16 protein-coding genes are annotated in these 18,225 nt (G+C 69.2%); 9 read left to right on the forward strand and 7 right to left on the reverse strand.

Features of this window, described 5'->3' with window-relative positions:
- Positions 1–16 precede the first annotated feature (16 nt).
- A complete protein-coding gene (locus VF106_RS14545; protein WP_330840215.1) occupies positions 17–4,063 on the forward strand; it encodes an FtsK/SpoIIIE domain-containing protein in 4,047 nt (1,348 codons plus the stop codon).
- A gap of 43 nt (positions 4,064–4,106) precedes the next feature.
- Here the strand turns inward: VF106_RS14545 and VF106_RS14550 are convergent, their stop codons facing one another.
- Genes VF106_RS14550 through VF106_RS14560 form a run of 3 tightly spaced genes read right to left on the reverse strand, consistent with a single transcriptional unit; the run spans position 4,107 to position 8,604 of the window.
- Positions 4,107–4,604, reverse strand: a complete 498-nt coding sequence (locus VF106_RS14550) for a hypothetical protein (protein ID WP_330840216.1) — start codon at positions 4,602–4,604, stop codon at positions 4,107–4,109.
- Between the two features lie 15 nt (positions 4,605–4,619).
- On the reverse strand, positions 4,620–8,165 hold the full coding sequence (locus VF106_RS14555; protein WP_330840217.1) for a hypothetical protein: 3,546 nt from the start codon (positions 8,163–8,165) through the stop codon (positions 4,620–4,622).
- A gap of 22 nt (positions 8,166–8,187) precedes the next feature.
- Positions 8,188–8,604, reverse strand: a complete 417-nt coding sequence (locus tag VF106_RS14560) for a hypothetical protein (RefSeq protein ID WP_330840218.1) — start codon at positions 8,602–8,604, stop codon at positions 8,188–8,190.
- A 99-nt stretch (positions 8,605–8,703) separates the two neighbouring features.
- Between VF106_RS14560 and VF106_RS14565 the strand changes: the two genes are divergently transcribed.
- The 4 genes from VF106_RS14565 to VF106_RS14580 all read left to right on the forward strand — a co-directional run bounded on the left by VF106_RS14565 (position 8,704) and on the right by VF106_RS14580 (position 11,574).
- Complete coding sequence (locus VF106_RS14565; RefSeq protein WP_330840219.1) at positions 8,704–9,276, forward strand: RNA polymerase sigma factor; 573 nt, start codon at positions 8,704–8,706, stop codon at positions 9,274–9,276.
- A gap of 19 nt (positions 9,277–9,295) precedes the next feature.
- Positions 9,296–9,949, forward strand: a complete 654-nt coding sequence (locus VF106_RS14570) for an anti-sigma factor domain-containing protein (RefSeq protein ID WP_330840220.1) — start codon at positions 9,296–9,298, stop codon at positions 9,947–9,949.
- Positions 9,950–9,989: 40 nt separating this feature from the next.
- The gene (locus VF106_RS14575; RefSeq protein WP_330840221.1) at positions 9,990–10,265 is read left to right on the forward strand and encodes a hypothetical protein; all 276 of its coding nucleotides are present in this window, start codon (positions 9,990–9,992) and stop codon (positions 10,263–10,265) included.
- 97 nt (positions 10,266–10,362) lie between these two features.
- Positions 10,363–11,574 (forward strand): cytochrome P450, encoded by a 1,212-nt coding sequence (locus VF106_RS14580; protein ID WP_330840222.1) that lies wholly within the window; start codon positions 10,363–10,365, stop codon positions 11,572–11,574.
- Between the two features lie 105 nt (positions 11,575–11,679).
- Here the strand turns inward: VF106_RS14580 and VF106_RS14585 are convergent, their stop codons facing one another.
- The 4 genes from VF106_RS14585 to VF106_RS14600 form a co-directional block, all read right to left on the reverse strand.
- A complete protein-coding gene (locus VF106_RS14585) occupies positions 11,680–12,648 on the reverse strand; it encodes a peptidoglycan recognition protein family protein (protein WP_330840223.1) in 969 nt (322 codons plus the stop codon).
- Positions 12,645–12,914 (reverse strand): hypothetical protein, encoded by a 270-nt coding sequence (locus VF106_RS14590; protein WP_330840224.1) that lies wholly within the window; start codon positions 12,912–12,914, stop codon positions 12,645–12,647. Before VF106_RS14590 ends, VF106_RS14585 begins: the two co-directional genes overlap by 4 nt.
- Before the next feature lie 22 nt (positions 12,915–12,936).
- A complete protein-coding gene (locus VF106_RS14595; protein ID WP_330840225.1) occupies positions 12,937–13,662 on the reverse strand; it encodes an AfsR/SARP family transcriptional regulator in 726 nt (241 codons plus the stop codon).
- A gap of 124 nt (positions 13,663–13,786) precedes the next feature.
- Positions 13,787–13,984 (reverse strand): hypothetical protein, encoded by a 198-nt coding sequence (locus VF106_RS14600; protein ID WP_330840226.1) that lies wholly within the window; start codon positions 13,982–13,984, stop codon positions 13,787–13,789.
- A gap of 183 nt (positions 13,985–14,167) precedes the next feature.
- On the opposite strand from VF106_RS14600, the gene VF106_RS14605 reads away from it, so the two are divergent.
- Genes VF106_RS14605 through VF106_RS14620 form a run of 4 tightly spaced genes read left to right on the forward strand, consistent with a single transcriptional unit; the run spans position 14,168 to position 18,218 of the window.
- The gene (locus VF106_RS14605) at positions 14,168–14,743 is read left to right on the forward strand and encodes a Pvc16 family protein (protein ID WP_330840227.1); all 576 of its coding nucleotides are present in this window, start codon (positions 14,168–14,170) and stop codon (positions 14,741–14,743) included.
- Complete coding sequence (locus tag VF106_RS14610; protein ID WP_330840228.1) at positions 14,740–15,459, forward strand: carboxypeptidase regulatory-like domain-containing protein; 720 nt, start codon at positions 14,740–14,742, stop codon at positions 15,457–15,459. The genes VF106_RS14605 and VF106_RS14610 overlap by 4 nt, the downstream gene beginning before the upstream one ends.
- A 21-nt stretch (positions 15,460–15,480) precedes the next feature.
- The gene (locus VF106_RS14615; protein WP_330840229.1) at positions 15,481–17,727 is read left to right on the forward strand and encodes a phage tail sheath C-terminal domain-containing protein; all 2,247 of its coding nucleotides are present in this window, start codon (positions 15,481–15,483) and stop codon (positions 17,725–17,727) included.
- Between the two features lie 32 nt (positions 17,728–17,759).
- Positions 17,760–18,218, forward strand: coding sequence for a phage tail protein (locus tag VF106_RS14620; RefSeq protein ID WP_330840230.1), 459 nt, complete (start codon positions 17,760–17,762; stop codon positions 18,216–18,218).
- Positions 18,219–18,225: the final 7 nt, after the last annotated feature.

Here is an 18,225-nt window from a genome sequence, read left to right on the forward strand (position 1 = left end):
GCGGAGGGCCGAGCCGATGTCTGAGCTGGTTCCGGTGACCGGACGGACCGACCTGCTGGTCGGCCCGGTCCACGAGCACACCACGGTCGGCGAGGTGGCCAGGGCGGCGGGGGTGCCCGCTCCCCGGGGTCGTCTCGTTCTCGTGGACGGTCAGCCGGTGCCCGAGTGGACACCGGCCGACCAGGTGCCGTTGATGGCGGGATCGGTGCTGTCAGCGTTCGATCCCGCCGCCGAACCCGGAGCCGTCGGGGAGTCGCCGGTCGCGGACCTGGTGCAGGTCACCGGGCTCGCGGCGGGCGGCCGGGTTCGCTTGCCGGAGGGGAACTACGACGTCGGGCCCGGGCTGCCCACCGGTGAGCCCGCCAAGGCGGGGTGGGTGGTCAGGGCCGCGTTCCGGATCACGGTCGGCCCGCAGCGGTGCGTGGTTTCCGGGCAGCTCACGGTGGACGGCCGCCCGGTGTCCGGCGACCTGCCGGTGCGGGACACCAGCGTGATTCGCGCGGGTGGTGGCCTGTTCCGGGTCGAGTCGTGTGGCCGGGCGCCGCGTCGGGGACGCACGGGGGCCCGCGTCGCGCTGAGCAGGCCACCCCGTCCGCCGCTGGCGCAGGCGGTCGATGTGCCGGAGTGGCCGGACCGCCCCCGCGAGCCAGGGGGAGCCACGCACCTGTCGTGGATCCCGATGCTCATCCCGCTTCCGGTCGCGGTGGTCATGGCGATCGTGTTCAGCCCGACCTTCGCGTTCCTCGCGGTGATGAGCCCACTGGTGCTGCTGGGCCAGTGGCTGGACGGCCGCCGACGCCGGCGCAAGGAACGCCGCGCACACGCCGGGGAGATCACCCAACTCGTCGATGACTACCTGGTCACCGCGCAGGCCGCGGCCGAACAGGAGGCGGGCCGGCGCCGGATGGCGCAGCCCGATGTCGCCGAGTGCTGCCGGCGGGCAACCGCCGGCGACCCCCGGCTGTGGGAACGCCGGCCGGCGCACGAGGACTTCCTGCACGTCACCGTCGGCTTCGCCGACCTGACCTGGCTGAGCTCGGACGCGGCCACGTTCCCCGAACTGTCCGAGCGGGCGGCCGAGGAGGTGGTCCTGCACTCGGTCCCGGTGACGGTGCCGCTGGCGCAGCGGTCCGCGCTGGGTGTCGTGGGTGAACGCGAGCCGGCGCTGGCGGTCGCCCGTGCCGTGCTGGCCGACCTGCTGGCCAACCAGGGGCCTGCCGATCTCGCGCTCGCCGTGGTCACCACGGCGGAGCGGGCACCCGCGTGGGAGTGGCTCAAGTGGGTGCCGCACCTGCGGGATTCCGCCGTGGCGACCGGCCAGGACGATGTGCCGCGGCTACTGTCCGCATTCGGCTCGGCAGGCCCGGTGTGGCTGATCGTCATCGACGGCACGGTGCATCTGTCGGGGAAGGGCAACAGCTTGCGGGCAGCGCTGAGCGACCCGGACATCCCCTGCCGGGGCCTGGTGCTCGCGGACACGATCTCCCAGCTGCCGGCCGCGTGCGACGCGGTGCTCACCGTGGCCACCGGCGACTCACTGAGTCTCGACGACCACGGCGCTGGCGTCGTGCTCGACGGTGTATCACCCGTTGGGCTGGCGTACCCGACCGTGACCGAGTTCGCCAGGGGACTGAGTCGCTTCGAGGATCCTGAGATGGTGTCCGCCGGCACGAACCTGCCCGGCCGGTTGACGCTTGCCGAACTGCTGGACGCCACGCCCGTCGCGGAGCGTTGGTCGAGGAGTGCGGGGCTGGCCGCGCCGGTCGGGACGGGCGAGTCCGGCCCACTCCGGCTCGACCTCGTGGCCGACGGCCCCCACGCCCTGGTCGCCGGCACCACCGGGTCCGGCAAGAGCGAGTTGCTGCGCACCTGGGTCACCGCCATGGCCTGCCACGTCCGTCCCGAGCTGCTGGCCTTCGTGCTGGTCGACTTCAAGGGCGGCGGCGGGCTGGACGTGTGCCGGCCGCTGCCGCACGTGTCGGCCGTCGTCACCGACCTCGACGAGCACCTCGCCGCACGGGCACTCACCTGCCTGCGCGCGGAACTACGGCGGCGTGAACGGATGCTGCGCACCGCGGAGGTCTCCGACATCGACGCCTACCAGGCGGGGAACCCGGCCGAGCCGATGCCCCGGCTGGTGGTCGTGGTCGACGAGTTCGCCACGCTGGTCGCCGAACTGCCCGGCTTCGTCGGCTCACTGGTCGACATCGCGCAACGCGGACGCAGCCTCGGCATCCACCTCGTGTTGGCCACACAACGCCCGACCGGGGTACTGGACGCGAAGATCCGCGCGAACATGAACCTGCGGATCGCGTTGCGGGTGCAGGACGCCCACGACTCGATGGACGTGCTCGGCGTTCCCGCCGCAGCCGAACTGCGCCGGGACCAGGTCGGCCGCGCCTACGCGCGGCTCGGCGCGAGTGAGATCGTGCCGTTCCAGACCGCGCTGGTCTCCGCCCACACCGCGACGGGCGACGTCGCACCGCTGTCGGCCGTGCCGTTCCGCCTGCTGCCCTGGGAGGGCGCCGCCCCGGCCGAAGCCGCCGGCCCCACCGATCTGGATCGCCTGGTCATCGCCACCGCCGACGCGGTCGCGCGGACCCGCGCCCGCATCCCCCAACCACCATGGCCCGAGCCGCTACCACCCACCGTCCCCGCCGAGGCCCTGGCCGGGGTCGGCCGCCAGCACGCGCTGCCCCTCGGCGTGGCCGATCTGCCCGACGAGCAGCGGCAGGACACCTACTGGTGGGACACCCGAGGCAACCTGCTGGTGTACGGGGTCAACTCCGGGTGCACGACCGCCGCGCTCGCCACGGCTGGTCTCATGCTCGCCACCCGGCACAACGCCAACCAGGTCCACCTGTACGTGCTCGACTTCCAGTCCGGCGACCTCGCGGCACTGGCCGCGCTGCCGCACGTCGGCGGCTATGTCGCGGCCGGCGACGACGAGCGGGTCGTCCGCCTGTTCGATCTCCTCGACGAGGAACTGGCCAACCGTCGTGCCACCGGCGGCCGGCAGGCCGGCCAGCCGTTGCTCGTCGTCCTGGTCAACAACGTCGAGGGTCTCGCCGAGACCGGTGACCGCACCGATCTCGTGGTCCGCCTGACCCGCGTGGTGCGCGACGGGCCGCCGCTTGGCGTGCTCGTCGTGGCCACCGGCGCGCACGAACGCGCCATCCCCATGAAGATCGCCAGCCACGTCGAGCAGCGCCTGGTGCTTCGCCTGGCCGACCCGGCCGGCTACACCACGTTCGGGCTGCGGCCGGCGGACGTGCCCGCGATGGGACCGAGTCGTGCGGTCGAGGCTGGTACCGGACTCGAGGTGCAACTGGCCCGGTACACCGATATCGCCGCCACCGCGCGCGATCTCGCCGCCGCGACCCCGCCACCCACGGCCAAGCCGCGCCCGGTCCGCACCCTGCCCACCGAACTCGACCTGACCGATCTTCCCGCCACCGGCCGCTGCACACCCGACGGCTGGGAGCTGGTCATCGGCATGTCCGCCGAAACTCTCGCCCCCGCCGTGCTCACCCTGGCCGCCGGCGAGCACGCCATCATCACCGGCGCCAACGGCTCAGGAAAGAGCACCGTGCTCTGTACCCTCGCGGCCGCCCTGCGCCGGCTGAACCCGGACGCGACGGTGCTCGCCGTGACACCACGCCGATCCCCACTCACCGCCGTGGCCGACCGCGTGGTGCGCTCCGCCGCCGAACTGTCCGATGTAGACGGTCCGGTCCTCGTGCTGGTGGACGACGCCGACACCGTGCCGGAAGAACTCGCCGGCGCTCTCAAACAACTGGCCACCGAACGCCGCGACGACCGCCACATCGTGGCCGCCGGCCGCTCGGAACTGTTCCGCGCCTTCCAGTCCTGGCCACAGGAACTGCGCTCGTCACGGACCGGTCTCGCGCTACGTCCCGGCCCCCAGGACGGCGACGCCTTCCGCGCCACGCTTCCGTTGCGCGGACAGGAACGTTTCCCCGCCGGCCGCGCCTGTCTCATCAACGCCGGCTTCAGCGACCTCGTCCAGGTCGCCCGCCCGCCGGCACCGGTATCCGCCTGACGCGACCGGCGGCGGGGCGATCACAGGGAGGCCGGCCCGGAGGTCAGGGCTGTCGCGGCTCTGGCCGCACGGAGGCGACGAACTGCTGGAAGTCGCCGATGACGTCGTCGAGCTGCTCGGTGGTGGCGGTCATGGCGAGTTGCAGCACGGCACGGCGACTTCGGTCGTGCACGTCGGTCATGGACAGGTACACCTGGCACTGCACCAGATCCCGGACGGTGTCGCCGCTGTCGTGCCGCATCAGCACGACCTGGGTGAGGCCGGGCGCGTCGAGGGAGTCGATCTCGGTCCGGTCGGCCACAGTCACGTCCTGTGCCGCCTGCCCGAGCCGGCCGACCGACTCGTCGGCCAACTCGGCCAGGGCAGCCTGGTCGGCCCGGTACTCGCCGCTGATCGTGATGTTGGGGGTGAAGCCGGCCTGCCTGGTGTCCGGGTGCACCGCGACGAACGCCGCGCCCGGGGCACCGGCCTCGTCCGGGGGCGCCGCGTGCCAGCCGTCCGGCAGTTCGAACTCGATGGGCACCGGCAACACGGTTGCCATGTCGCGTAACTCCATTCAGTTGTCGAACGGGGTGTAGAGGTAGCTGGTGATCGCGGTACCGATCGCGTCCGCCGCCTCGTTCGCGGTGTCACTCACCTCGTCCGGGTCGATTGTGATCATAAAACCGCCCTTGCCGCCGACACCCATCCCCCCGCCAACGCTGGAGCCGAAGTGCCACCTGCCGTCCTCGCCTTTGCCGGCGCTGAACATGCCTTCGGCGCCAGCGCCGGCCCACGCCTCGCCCGTGACGGCGACACCGATACCGCCGATATCCGCTTCAAGGGTGCCACCGAACCTGAGACCGAGGAGATATTCGGCCTTGGCTTCAACGCCGTTCCCGTTGAGCGTCATCCCACCTTCCGCGAAGGCGCCCGCCGCTATCTCGGTCTCGAGTTTTGCCTCGGCCATCCCGAAGTCGGCCGTGTGCTCAGTTTTCCTCTCCACGCCCAAAGCCAGCTTGCTGCCGAACATCAACCCGTTCTGGTCGAGCTCGAACGTGTTCTCGTTCCTCAAGCCGATCCTGTTGTCCACCGTCCCGTTCACGGGATTACCGAAGATGCCGAACTCTTGCTGTTCGTTCGAGTGGAGGAGGTTGAAATGGTACTCGTCGAGGACCACGGTCACCTTCGGGTTGTTCTCCGCGGGCTTGCCGGATGGTGTGTCACCCCATGCCCACCCGCCGGGTGAGACCTCGATTTCCCCCTTTTCCTCCCGCTCTCCCTCCAGGTACGCAACGTCCCACCCGTCCTGGGCGGCCCCGTTCCCGACGGCGACCGGCGGCACTTGCTGTGGCGGTGGCGGCGGCAGGATCGGGTCACTCCCGGGCATGGCGCCCGGACCGGCCTGCGGTGGCGAGGGGTTCACCACTACCGCCGGCGGTTCCAGGTCGGGCGGCGACGGCAGGATCGGGTCGTCAACCGCACCTGGTGGCCGCGGTGGAGACGGCTGGACGATCGGGACCAGCGGACGCGGCGGGGACGGCGGGATGTTCGGGACTGGCGGGCGCGGCGGAGACGGCGGGATGATCGGAACTGGTCGGGGCTGGAGTTCCACGCCCGGAACGGGCGCCGGCCGCTCGGTCTCGGTGACCGGTGCCAGCTGGGCGCGGAACTCCTGTGTCTGCTGGGCGGTCTCGATCGTCCTCAGCTCGGTGACCAGCCCGGTGAGCTCGTACCGGAGATAGTCGCGCTCACGGGTGAGCTCGCGGCGTTCCTCGGAGTCGACGGGCCGATCGAGGCGGGCTTCGATGTCGGCGAGCCGTTCGCCGCGCGTGTTCGCCGTCGCCGCCAGGGCGTCCTTTTCCCTGTCGAGCTCGACGGCCGGCAGCTCGGCCAGCTCGTCGATTCTCGCGATGGTTTCGGGTTCGTCGCGTGCGAAGTCGTTGAGGTTCTCGACGGTACGGGTGACGAAGCCGGTGGCCGCGGAGGCCAGGCCGACGATTTCCTGGCGCAGCGCGCTGGCGATGAGGACCGGATCCTCGTCGCGAACTCCTCTGGCGGCTCTGGCGAACCGTTCGACCCGGCTCAGAGTGTCCGTGACCATGGAACCCTCGCCGGCGGCACCGAGCATCGTGCCAACCTGTCCGACGGCGCTCGCGGTGTGCTCCACCGCCCGCAGGAGGTCGCCTTCGTCGATGGCGTCGACGACGCCGACGGTCGCGATACCGGCACCGATCGCCCGTGACGTGTTCTGGAAGCCGGTGACGCCAAGGTCGCCGGCGACCGCGCCCGCGACCGCGGTGACCGCGCCCATGGTGTCGCCGGCGTCGATCGCCCGTGCGGCGATGGCGGCGCCCTGCACGGCGTAGGCGGCCCGGGCGGCGTTCACGGCGCCGCCGGCGGACGCGACGCTGGCGACGGCCCCGGCCGCGGAGATGAGCGCGCCGGTCCAGTCGTCGTTGGCCGCCGCCTGTATGGCCTGCATGGCACCGCCGATCACCGCGGCCGGTGGGAAGAACACACCGACCACGCCGAGGCCGGCCAAGACGTAGCCAAAGCCAGCGGACGGTCGGTGCTCCATCTGGACCTGCACGCCCCTGCCCAGGCTGTCGTTGGTCAGGTGCAGCCGGTACGCGTCGGTGAGTTTGATCTTTTCGTAGCCGGGGACGCCGAGATACTTCACGACCTTGTTCAGCCGGTCCGCATCGCCCATGAAGTCGTCCAGTTCCTTGGGCAGGTCGGGGTGGAACTCGGCGAACGCCTTGTGCTGCTCGGATTTGGTCATCATGGCGGGACCGGCCAGTGCGTGGCTCCGCCAGGACAGCAGGACGCTGAGCATCCGCTCGCGCTGCTCGGCCAGACTGCCCGCCTGGTGCACCCAGCTGTACGCGGCGGTGCGCCGCCTGGCCCCGGACGGCTCGTAGTCGGCGATGTGGCCAACCTCCGCCATCACGGCCCGGTCGAACGCGGCCCGGCTCATCTTCGTCGGCGGCCCCTGCATCACCTCGGGGGTGAGGAACTGCTCCCGCAGCGGGCCGAAGGCCGTGTCGGCGCGTTTCGCGGCGTTGGCGATGGCCCCGTCGGTGATCGCACCTCGGGCGGCGCCGTAGCGGATCTGGGCGGTGATCGCGGTGGAGGAGAAGACCGGCCGTTCCGTGCCCTCCACCACCGTGTTCGCCAGGAGCGTCGTGCCACGCAGGTAGGTCATCGCCTTCTTCGCCAGCAAGGCCAAAGCTTCCCGTGACTCGTCGCGCAGGTCCTTCGCCGTCAGCTTGCTCCCATAGTCGTCATCTCGTCTGTATCCATAGCGCATGGCGAGCTTGACGAACTCGAGCACCGCGACAGGCCGCAACGGCACCTCGGCACGGCCGGCCAGTGCGGCGGGCAACCAGTCGAGGTCGGTGGTGTCTTCGGAGTCGTAGTCCTCCGGGAGCAGATCCGCGATGTCGGGCAGCAGGCCGTACTCGAAGAACCGGCGATCCGCCTCGACCCGCTCTGCCAGCAACTCGACGCCGGCGCCGAAACTGAAGATGAACTCATGGCGGTCGCCTTCCTCCTCCCTGACCATCAACTCCTCCTTGCCGACGTTCAGCATCCCGAGCAGCAGGAGCAGGTCCTCCTTCTCCTGCTCCCCCCGTTCCCCGCGACCACGTTCCCCCTTCAGAACGGGCAGCAGCCAGGTGTCCAGTCGCGCCAACGCCGCTCTGACCTTCGGGTCGGTGGTGGGAATGCCGATGATCAGGTCGGTGATCGAGGTGGGCTCCGGCAACCGGTACACCAGGCTGAAGTTCGCCAGTGCGGCGTCGATGTCGGTGAGTTCCTCGCCCACCGTCGCGGCGGCGGGGCCGAGCGCGAGCGCCCACAGGCCGCGTGCCATGGCGGCCTCCGTGCCCGGATCGAGCCGGTGACGCGACACCACCCCGGCACTGGTCGCGATCACGTCGCTCGCGATGGTCAGCTCCCCCACGATCTCCATCAGTTGAACGGGGACCGGGCTGGACAGCCCGGCCAGCGCCAACGCCTGCCGCGTGATCGCGGCCTGCTCGTCGGCACCGGCCGCCGCCGTGCGCATCTCGGTGGCCAGTTCGGTGGCCAGCTGTGGATCCAGTCCCATGAAAGGCATTGCCACGTCTCCTCAGGCGAGGTCAGAACTCGACCCATGCGGGCGGCGCCGGTGGGGCGCCAGGGGCGGTCGGTGGTTGTCCTGGCACCGGGAACGTGGCCGGATCGGCCGCGTGGCGGTCCTGCCGTTCCTGGAACAGCCGCTGGTTCTCCTGATAGGTGGTCTGCGCGGCCTGGTAGCCGGCGAAGGCGGCTTCCGCCTGGCGGCACACCTCGGCCCGCTGCCGGCACACCGCCGCCAGCTGACGCAACGCCGCGGCGGCTCGCCCGCAGACCTGCTCGGACCGTGAGACCACCAGTTCGGCCGCCTCGGCGAGGGTGCCGCCGACGATGGCCTGTGGGCCCAGCGAACCCCTGACGGGCGGCAGCAACGCCGCCACCTCTTCCGCGGCCGTGTCCAGTTGGACGGCGGCCGCGTCGAACTCCTCCGCGAACGGCATGGCTCCTCCTTTCCCCGCCCTCTATTCCGGCGCACGGGCGATTCCGGTTCGCCAAATCGCCACTACCATCGGTGAAATCCATGGGGACGGGGAGTACACGTGGACGACCTGGAGATGGCTCGTTCGTTCGCCGCTGATGGGGAGAAAGCGTTCAACGCGTTACACGCGGCGTTTCGCGGGCCCGTGTTCGGCATCGCACTGCACGTGCTCGCCGACCCCGGCCTCGCGGAGGAGGCCACGCAGATGGCGTTCCTCGGTCTCTGGCGCAGCCGGGACCGGTACGACCCGGAACGCAGCCTGCCTGCGTGGATATTCGGCATCACCCGCAAGGCCGCGATCGACATCTACCGGAGAGAACGCCGCAGACCTCCCACGGCCGAGCAGGTACTGGAGCCGGCTGTGGACGGGCATTCCATCGAGCGGCTGTGGGAAGCTTGGGAAGTGCGGCGGGCGGTCGAGCGTCTGCCGGAGGAGGAGGCGGTGGTCGCCAGGCTCGCGCATTATTACCAGATGACCCATAGCGAGATCGCCGAGCACCTCGGAATCCCTGTCGGCACAGTGAAGTCGCGGTCCTATCGCGCGCACCGCCGGCTCGCCGAGGCGCTCCAGCACCTGTTCGACACAGCTGATGTGACCAATCAGCCAGAACCGGGCAGCATGCCTGCTACGTAGTTGCTAGCGGAGGCAACGCATGAGTGAAGACGTGGCAGAGCGCAGAGCCGCCGCACTGGAATCCACGGGGCCCTTGGACTCCGCGACGACCGCGGATGACCCCGCCGAGCGGGAAACGGTCGACCGTGTGCTTGCCCTGCTCGCCCACCCGGCGACCTGGGCGACACCACCCGACATCGAGTTACCGCACCACGAACCGGTAGCCGAACCCGAGATGAGACCGGTAGGCGACCTCGCTCGCCGACGCCGGCTCCGCCGACCCGTGTCCTGGGCGGCGGCCGCCGCCGCGGCCGCACTGGTCATGTCGCTGTTGTTCTGGCCGAACAACGAGCCCACTCCAGAGACGATCCGGCTGGACCTCGCCGGCACTGGCCAGGCCGCCGCCGCACACGCTTCGGTGATGGCCGCCAAACTCGACGCAGGCTGGGAGTTCACGCTCACCGTCACCGATCTGCCCGGCGCTCCCCAGGGCACCTACTACCAGGGCTGGGTCATCCGCGGCGACACCGTTGTCCCGCTGGGCACCTTCCACATGCGCAAACCCGGCGACGTGCGGCTGTGGGCCGGCGTCGCCGTCGACGAGTTCACCCGCATGGAAATCACCCTGCAGCAAGTCGGCGCCACAGCAGGCCGCGGCGACCTGGTGCTGACCGGCCCGATTCCCCACGGCTGACACGCGAACCGGTTCGCACCTCGGCGACGGACTGCCTGGCATGGCACCCCGATCAATGCGAACGTTCCTGGAAACCGCGCTGCTGGACTACCAACCTCAGGACAACCCGTCGAGCAGACCCGCCGGCGGCCCCCCGCCGGCGCTGCCGGCAACCAGCCCACCACGCGGCGCGGTGCTGGTCGTGCCCGCCCGACGCCGCCGCCTACCGCTCTGGGTGTGGCGAACGGTCACAGTCACCGTTGTCGCGCTGACCCTGTCCGCTGCCGTGACCCTGCTCTCCATGATCGCGATACGTGCCACGGCAGCATTGATCTGATCCCGTCTCCTTCTTTCCGCGGGTTTTGATCGCCGTGCGCGTAAGGGAAACCGCCGGTGATCATCCAACTCGCTGAGAATTGGGCACACTGGAGACCATGGGGAATCCAGCCATCACACTTCCGTCCTATGACGTGCTCGACGCGGGCGACCCACTCGAGCGCCTCCTTCGGATCAGCGCCGACACCACACTGAGCTGGCTGCCGGAGCTCGGCGGGTACCTGGTCACCGGCTACGAGGACGTCCTGTCGGCGATGAAGCATCCCGGGATGCGGTCTGCCGTCGCGACCCGGGTGTTCGCCCGACTGCCCGAGGCCGACCAGGAGGCGCTGCGGCGGTTGCGCCTGTCCATCGACATGTGGATGGGCCACGCCACCGAGGAAGGCCACCACCGGTTCCAGAAACTGCTCAAGCGCTACTTCACGCCGGCCATCATCAACGGACTTCGACCACGGGTGCGTGAACTGACCGGTGAACTGCTCGACGCGGTGGCCGCCGACGGCCGGATGGACGTCGTACCGGATCTGGCCTTTCCGTTGCCCGCCAACGTCATCGCGGACATGCTCGGCATGCCCACGAGTGACCGCGACCGGCTACGCGAATGGTCGCGGCATATCATGGCGGTCTTCCAGCACGCGGACGTCGAGAAGTTGATGGCCAGCCAGGACAGCGTCCTGGAGATGCAGGACTACCTGCGGGAGATCGTGGCCGACCGCCGGGTGAGTCCCCGGGATGACCTGATCAGCATGTTCGCCGCCGCCGAACGGGAAGGCGTGGTGAACGAGGACGAGATCGTCGCCAACTGCGTCCTGCTGTTGTTCGCCGGCCACGAGACCACGGCCACCCTGATCTCGCGCGGGCTGCAGCTGCTGATGGCCAACCCGGACCAGCTGGAGCTGCTCGTCTCTCGGCCCGAGCTCAACCGGTCGGCCATCGAGGAGATGATGCGGCACGGCGGACCGGCCACCTCCGTCATACGGGAGACGATCGAACCGGTGACCATCGCCGGACACGACATTCCCGCCGGCGAACACATCTACCTTGCCATCCACACCGCCAACCACGACCCGACCGTGTTCGCGGACCCGATGCGGTTCGACATCACCCGGAAGAACAACCGGCACCTCGGTTTCGGCATGGGCTCGTACTACTGCCTGGGAGCGGCGCTGGCCAGGGTGGAGTCGGACGAGTGCTTCCGGCTGCTGCTCAGCCGGTACCCGAACATCCGCCCTGCCACCGACCAGGCGCCGGTCGACGTCCCACTCCCACCGTTCGGTCGACGCCTGGATTCCCTGCCGGTGGAGTTCTGATCAGATCTCCAGCGACCGGGCCTCGATGGTGACCGGCGCGATCGTGCCGGTGGACGGCGCGCCGGTGCCTGAAAGGCCCACACCTCGATCTTTTCAGCGGAGGTCCTACCCCTGGGTTCGGCTGAGTGCCGCACGCAGCTTCGTTTCGAACTGGTCCACGAGTTCGGCCGGCAGTTTCTCGGCGATCGCCTCGGCGAGTTGCTCGATCCGTTCCGGTGTGACCACCTGGTCGTCGGCCTTGATGGCCTCCTCCAGTCGTTGCACGGCGGCGAGGATCTTCGTCTCGTCGTCGGAGGTCGGCGAGATCTGGCGGACGATGAAGTTCCCGTCAAGGGAGTCCAGCACGTGAGCGGGTGTCGCGCCCGGGGCGTCGGCCCCGACCTCGTGAATCACGCCAGGGTCTTTGGTATCCCGCACGAAGTAACGCTGCGGCAGGATGCCAGCGACCCGGTCGTGGAGGAACTTCAGCATTCTGTGCTCGTCGGGAGTCAAGTCGCCCTCCGGTGTAGTCAGTGCCGCGGCGCGGAACGCCGTCATGTTGATGGTTCTGCCAGGCGCCTCGCCCGGATCCCACTTGCCGGTGACGCTGGTCTCGGCGTGTGCCCGGACTCGTTGCATGTCGCCGTTTCCGCACACCTGCGCGACGATCCGCGACCACACGAGGGCCGAACGGAACTGCGCCTCCCGCATCGGTGCGGTGCCCGGGTAGACGATCTCCAGCCCCAGCACACGTTTGTTGAACAGGTTCGTGACCGGCAGCGGCCCCATCGACCGGCCGCCGGACGCGCCGGCGTGGTTGGCCGGGTGCGCGGCGACCACCGTGATCGAGCCGTCGGCGTTGCCGGCGTAGTTGCACAGCGGACCACGCAGGTCCGGCCTGCCGTTGATGAGCAGGTTCCCCACGCCGCTGCCGGACAGCGCGTTGCCGAAGGCGGTCGCTGTGTGGTGGACCAGACCACCTTCGTACGCCGAGGACTGGCCGTTGCCTCGGGACTGCCACCCGGGCACCTCGTGCACCGTGATCCCCGCCGTGCGGAGCCGATTGTTTATCTCCTGGGCACGTGCGACGCTCACGACACCTCCTCGACGACAGAGGTCAGGGGGTTCGCCGCGACGTCGTCCTCCGGCGTGAAACCGCGGCGCAGGTAGGGCGCGTCCGGCTCGGCGTCCAGGTCACCGATGACGAGGACGCCGTCGTTGACGTCCTCGTAGCTGATCCGGACCTGGTCGGCGTGTGTGGTGGGACTGTCGTTCGGGTCGGCGACGGAGGACAGGTGCGCACGAACGTGTGCTTCCACGGCCGGCACCACCTCACTCGGCGACCATCTCGAGTAGCGCATGTCGATATCCGTCCGCTCGGGCTCACCGCAGTGCGGTGTGTGACAGGAGGTGCCGGAGCGACTTGGTCGGCTCCAGGCCCAGCTCGTCGAGCAGTACGCGGCGGCACTGTTCGTACTGGTGTTGCGCCGCGGCCCGGTTCCCCGCGGCGAGATGTGCGTCGATGAGCACGCGGTGCGCGCTTTCCCGCAGCGGCTCGGCCCGTACGGCGGCGAGCGCGGCGGCGACGGCCTCGCCATGACGTCCCGCCGCGGTCAGCCGTCTCGCCATCGCCTCCAACGCGTACAGCCGAAGTTGGTGGTACTGCTCCTGTTCCATCAACACCCACTCGTTCTCCGACCACTCCGGCAGCAGGTCCGCGGAGAGCTCGTCACGCGTCTGCCAGTTCAGGATGTCGTCGCAGGAACTGGACCGGTCGAGCAACCGGTGGGCACGCCCCACCGCCTCACGGAGGTCGACACAGATGCCGGTGGCCAGCGCCATCTCGTGTGCCGACGCGTCGATGACCCGGTTCTCCGTACGCAGTGCCCGCCACAACGACGACCTCAGGTTGGCGTTGGCACGTGCCGTCGTCGCCTCCGGCCACAACGTCCTGGCCACATAGGTTCTTGTACGGGGTCTGTCCTGCAGGGCGAGGAACGCGAGCAGCCGTTGGGCGCTCGACGCCATCGTGATCCGTTTCTCCCCTGCGAACAGCGCGAACCCCTTGAGCAGTCGCAACGTCACGGCCTGCTGTATTTCTGTGCGCATCAATCCCCCAGCGCCGCCTTCGTATTGATCGAAATGCCTCGACCTGGTTCCGCATTTACGACAATACCCCCGAGCAATGCATCAAAGATTAACAATCGACCGTTAGCCAGGCGTCACCGAAACGTCATCGGGCCTGGTCCGCCAGGTTTTCGAGCCAGGCCTGCACGGCCGCGAGGACGGCGCCCGCCGAGCTCGCCGACAGCGGCTTCGCCTGCTGCGACCCGATTGTGGAGAAGATGCGCACCCGGAGGCGGTCCGGCTGCCCATCTTCCAGCCACGCACGCAAGACCATACTGCCGCTGCGTTCTTCGGATGGCTCCACGGTGGGAAGAATGCCCCATCGGATGTCACCGCGGCGTCGCCGCGGCGTGTGCGCACCTGTCAACGCGCTCGGGCGGCGACAGACCGGTGACGTCTCGGCGACGGTTGAATCGCGGCCCTGCCACGCCGGTGCTGGTAATCCTGCCAACGGCACCTTTCGCAACGGCGCCACGGGAGGACTGGCATGGGGGATTTCGGTGTTGTCGCCGACGTTTCGTCGATCATTGTCGACCGGCTGAACCAGGCATTGGAGGTCGTGGAGCCCGGACAGGCCGTCGCGCAACTGAATGATCTTTCCGAGAATCCCCAGTTCTCTCAGCCGACGCTCACGGTATTCCTGTACGAGATCGCCGAAGACCCGACGTCGCGCAACCGGCCCCCGGTCCGTTCCCTGCCACCGGACCCTCCCACCACCCGCAAACCTCCCATGGCGCTGCTGCTGCGCTATCTCATCACTCCGTGGGCCGGCAACCAGATAACCCAGCACCAGATGATCGGCTGCGCCCTCCAGACGTTCTACGACGACGCGATCATCGACGGCGAGGAACTGAGGGGCAGCCTTGCGGCGACAACGGACGTGCTGCAGGTGACCCTGACCCCGCTCACGCTGGACCAGAAGTCATGGGTCTGGTACGCGATCCAGAAGCCGTACCGGCTGTCCCTGAACTACGAGGTCAGGGTGGTGAACCTGGACTCCCAGGACGTGTCGGCGATCCGGGCGGTACGGAGCCGGACCATCAACGGGACGCCGCTGCCATGACCGACTTCGTCCTCATCGAAAGGTCGGTGTTGTTCAGCCCGGCCTGGTTCGTGCCGTACGACGAACACAACCAGCGCGTGCGTGCCACCGGCGTGACGGCATTGCTGGACCGCTTCGACGACGACGAGAACGTCTGGCTGCCGCAGGAGGACGTCGCGGCCGTCCGCACGCCGAGTGCCGCGATCGTCTACCCGGGGCTGGGCAGACGCGAGCCGCAACCACGCCGTCACCGCGTGCGTTTCGAGGCACGCGGCTACCAGGTGCTGTACCCGGCCGACGGGGAGCCCTTCTCCGCCGACGCCGTGGGCATCGAGTTCCTGACCTTCCCGTACAACGACACGCAACCACCAGCCGCGCCGGCCGAGGCGCGGCTGGTCCGGCTACTGCCGAGCGTCGCTTTCCCCTACATGCCGGGCGTACGCACGGTGTACGGCGTCGTCGTCGACGGGTCCACCCGCGCACCCGTGGCGAACGCGCTGGTCGAAGCGCGGGGCACCACGTCCCAGGACGGCGCGGAGTGGCTCGAACGAACCCTGTCGGACGCGCGTGGGGCCTTCCGACTCGCCCTGCGGTGGGAGGGCGAGCGCACGGCCCCCGCCCCCGCCGAGACGTTCCGCCTGCGGGCCACCGAACGACCGGGCCGAACCGGAGAGCTGGTCATCCGGCTGCCCGAGGACCGCGACCGCCAGCAGGTCATCGAGATTGTCGAGCAGTAAGACGAAAGCGAGGAACCAGCCATGCCCGAGTACCTGAGCCCCGGCGTCTACATCGAGGAGGTCGACGCGGGGCCAAGGCCGATCGCGGGGGTGAGCACCAGCACGGCGGGCATGGTCGGGGTCACTCAACGCGGTCCGACCACCGGAAAACCCAAGCTGGTCACCAACTTCCTGGAGTTCCAGACCACCTTCGGCGGCTTCCTCCCCGAGCCCGATACGTCGGTGCGTGACGCCTGGGCGAACGACCCGGCCGAGGGCGGCCGCTGGTGGCTGTTCCCGTTGGCGGTCAAGGGTTTCTTCGACAACGGCGGCCAGCGCCTCTACGTCAAGCGAGTCGTCGGCGGGGACGCGCGGCCGGCTGCCGGCGCGCTCGTCGGTGGCCTGGTGAGCCAGATCGTCCGCGATGTCGCCGCCGGCGCGACCACACTCGAGCTGAGCCACCTGATCGGTTTCAAGGGCAATGACCCCATCACGATCTTCCGCGGCGACGGCGTCAGGCTCCACGACACGACGATCACCGGCTACGACGCCACCACCCGTCGCATCCAGCTCGACACCGCGCTTCCCGAAGAGGTCAGGACGGCACGCGGCGACTATGTCCAGGTCGGCGACCGCACAGGAGTGACCACGGTGGAATTCACCGCGGCAACCCCCGGTGCCTGGGCACAGGCGGTCCAGGTCCAGGTCACGCCAATGGTCGCGGCCACGCTCCCGGTGCTGCCTCCGGAAGGGGCGGACGACCTGTTCGTCACCCGGCTCGCCGAAGACGCCGACGCGAACAGCACGACGATCGTGGTCAATCCAGCGCGCGGCCTGGACGGCCTGGCAGCACCGTTCTCGATTCTCATCAACAACCGGCGGTTCAACGTGACCGCGGTCAGCGAGACGACGGAGGGCCGGCGGGAGCTGAGTCTCGAGAACCCGAGCCCCGTCGCGTGGTCAGAAGGGCTCACGGTGCGCCGGGTGCGCTCGGCGAACACCGACGATGACGCGAAGCTGCGGATCGGTGGTGCGAGCCGGTTGTACCCGAAGGCGATCACGCAGCTCGACGCCAACGGCTCCCTCACCACCCTGCACGTCCAGTCGGTCACGGCGAACGAAGTCATCTTCGACGAGCCAGTGCCGGCAACGGTCTTCGAGAACGACCGGCTCTACCTGATCGAGGCCAGAGTGGACACTCGCTTCGCCGACCCGGGTGGCGAGGTGACGGAGTCGTTCACGAACCTCCGGCTCACCCGCGACGACCCGGCCGGCATCGCTGCCAGCCTGGCCAGCCGCTCGCAACTGGTGCGCGCCAACCTCGTCGCCGACATCACCGACCTCGCTCAGTTCCCCACCCCGACGTCCGGCTCCTTCCTGGCCCTGGCCGACGGCTCGGACGGTTACGAGTCGTTGAGCCCGCAGGACTTCGTCGGCACCGACGGCGGCAGCGGTAAGCGCACCGGAATCGTGGCGCTGGAGGACATCGACGAGATATCGATCTGTGCGGTGCCCGGGGTGTGGTCCGGGACGGTGGAGTCCGCGCTGATCACGCACTGCGAACTGCTGAAGGACCGGTTCGCCATCCTCGACCCGCAGGACGGGCTGGACATCGAGGGCATCCAGACGTTCCGCGAACCCTTCGACACCAAGTACGCCGCGCTCTACTACCCCTGGCTGGTGGCGAACGACCCGTCGACCAGTCTCGACGTCGAGGTGCCGCCGTCCGGTCACCTGGCGGGCATCTACGCCCGTGTCGACAACGAGCGCGGGGTGCACAAGGCGCCCGCCAACGTCGTCATCCGGGGCATCCGGCTGGTCGACGGGATCGCGCAGGACGTCACCAAGCGGCACCAGGACCTGTTGAACCCCAAGGGGATCAACGCGATCCGGTTCTTCCCCGGGCTCGGTCAGCGGGTGTGGGGCGCACGCACGCTGTCCTCGGACACCTCGTGGAAGTACATCAACGTCCGGCGGCTCTTCCTGTTCCTCGAGGAGTCGATCGACGAGGGCACGCAGTGGGTGGTGTTCGAGCCGAACGACGAGTCGCTGTGGGCGCTCGTGCGGCAGACGGTCTCGAACTTCCTCACCACGGTCTGGCGCAGCGGCGCGCTTGCCGGCACCACCGCGGACGAGGCGTTCTTCGTCACCTGTGACCGCTCCACGATGACCGAGGACGACATCGCCAACGGCCGGCTCATCTGCGTGATCGGCGTCGCGCCCGTGTTCCCGGCCGAGTTCGTGATCTTCCGGATCCAGCAGAAGACACGCGAGCCACAGCTCGCCTGAGCGGACATCGACTTTCGAGAGAGGCAACAGCAATGCCACCTGTGACGCGGGAAGACCCGTACGCCGCCTATAACTTCCTCGTCATCGTGACCAACGTCAGTGACGACGGTGTGGCGGTAAGCGGCTCCTTCACCGAGGCCAGCGGGCTGGACGTGGAGATCCCCGTTATCGAGTACCGCACCGGCAGCGAGGACATCACGGTCCGCAAGCTCACCGGGCTGAGGAAGGCGCCGAGCGCACTCACGTTCAAGCGCGGCGTCACCGGCCACGTCGGCTTCTGGAACTGGGTGAAGGAGGCGCTCGACGGCCGGGTGCGGCGCACGTCCGGCTCGATCGTGATGCTCGACGAGAACCGCCAGGAGGTCATGCGCTGGAACTTCGACCGGGCCTGGCCGACGAAGTACACCGGCCCGTCGTTCAACGCCACCAAGAACGAGATCGCCATGGAGACGCTCGTGCTGGCGGTCGAGAGCTTCGTGATCGACGCGTGAGACCGAG

The organism is Actinophytocola sp. (assembly GCF_036378875.1).
Classification (GTDB): Bacteria; Actinomycetota; Actinomycetes; order Mycobacteriales; family Pseudonocardiaceae; genus Actinophytocola.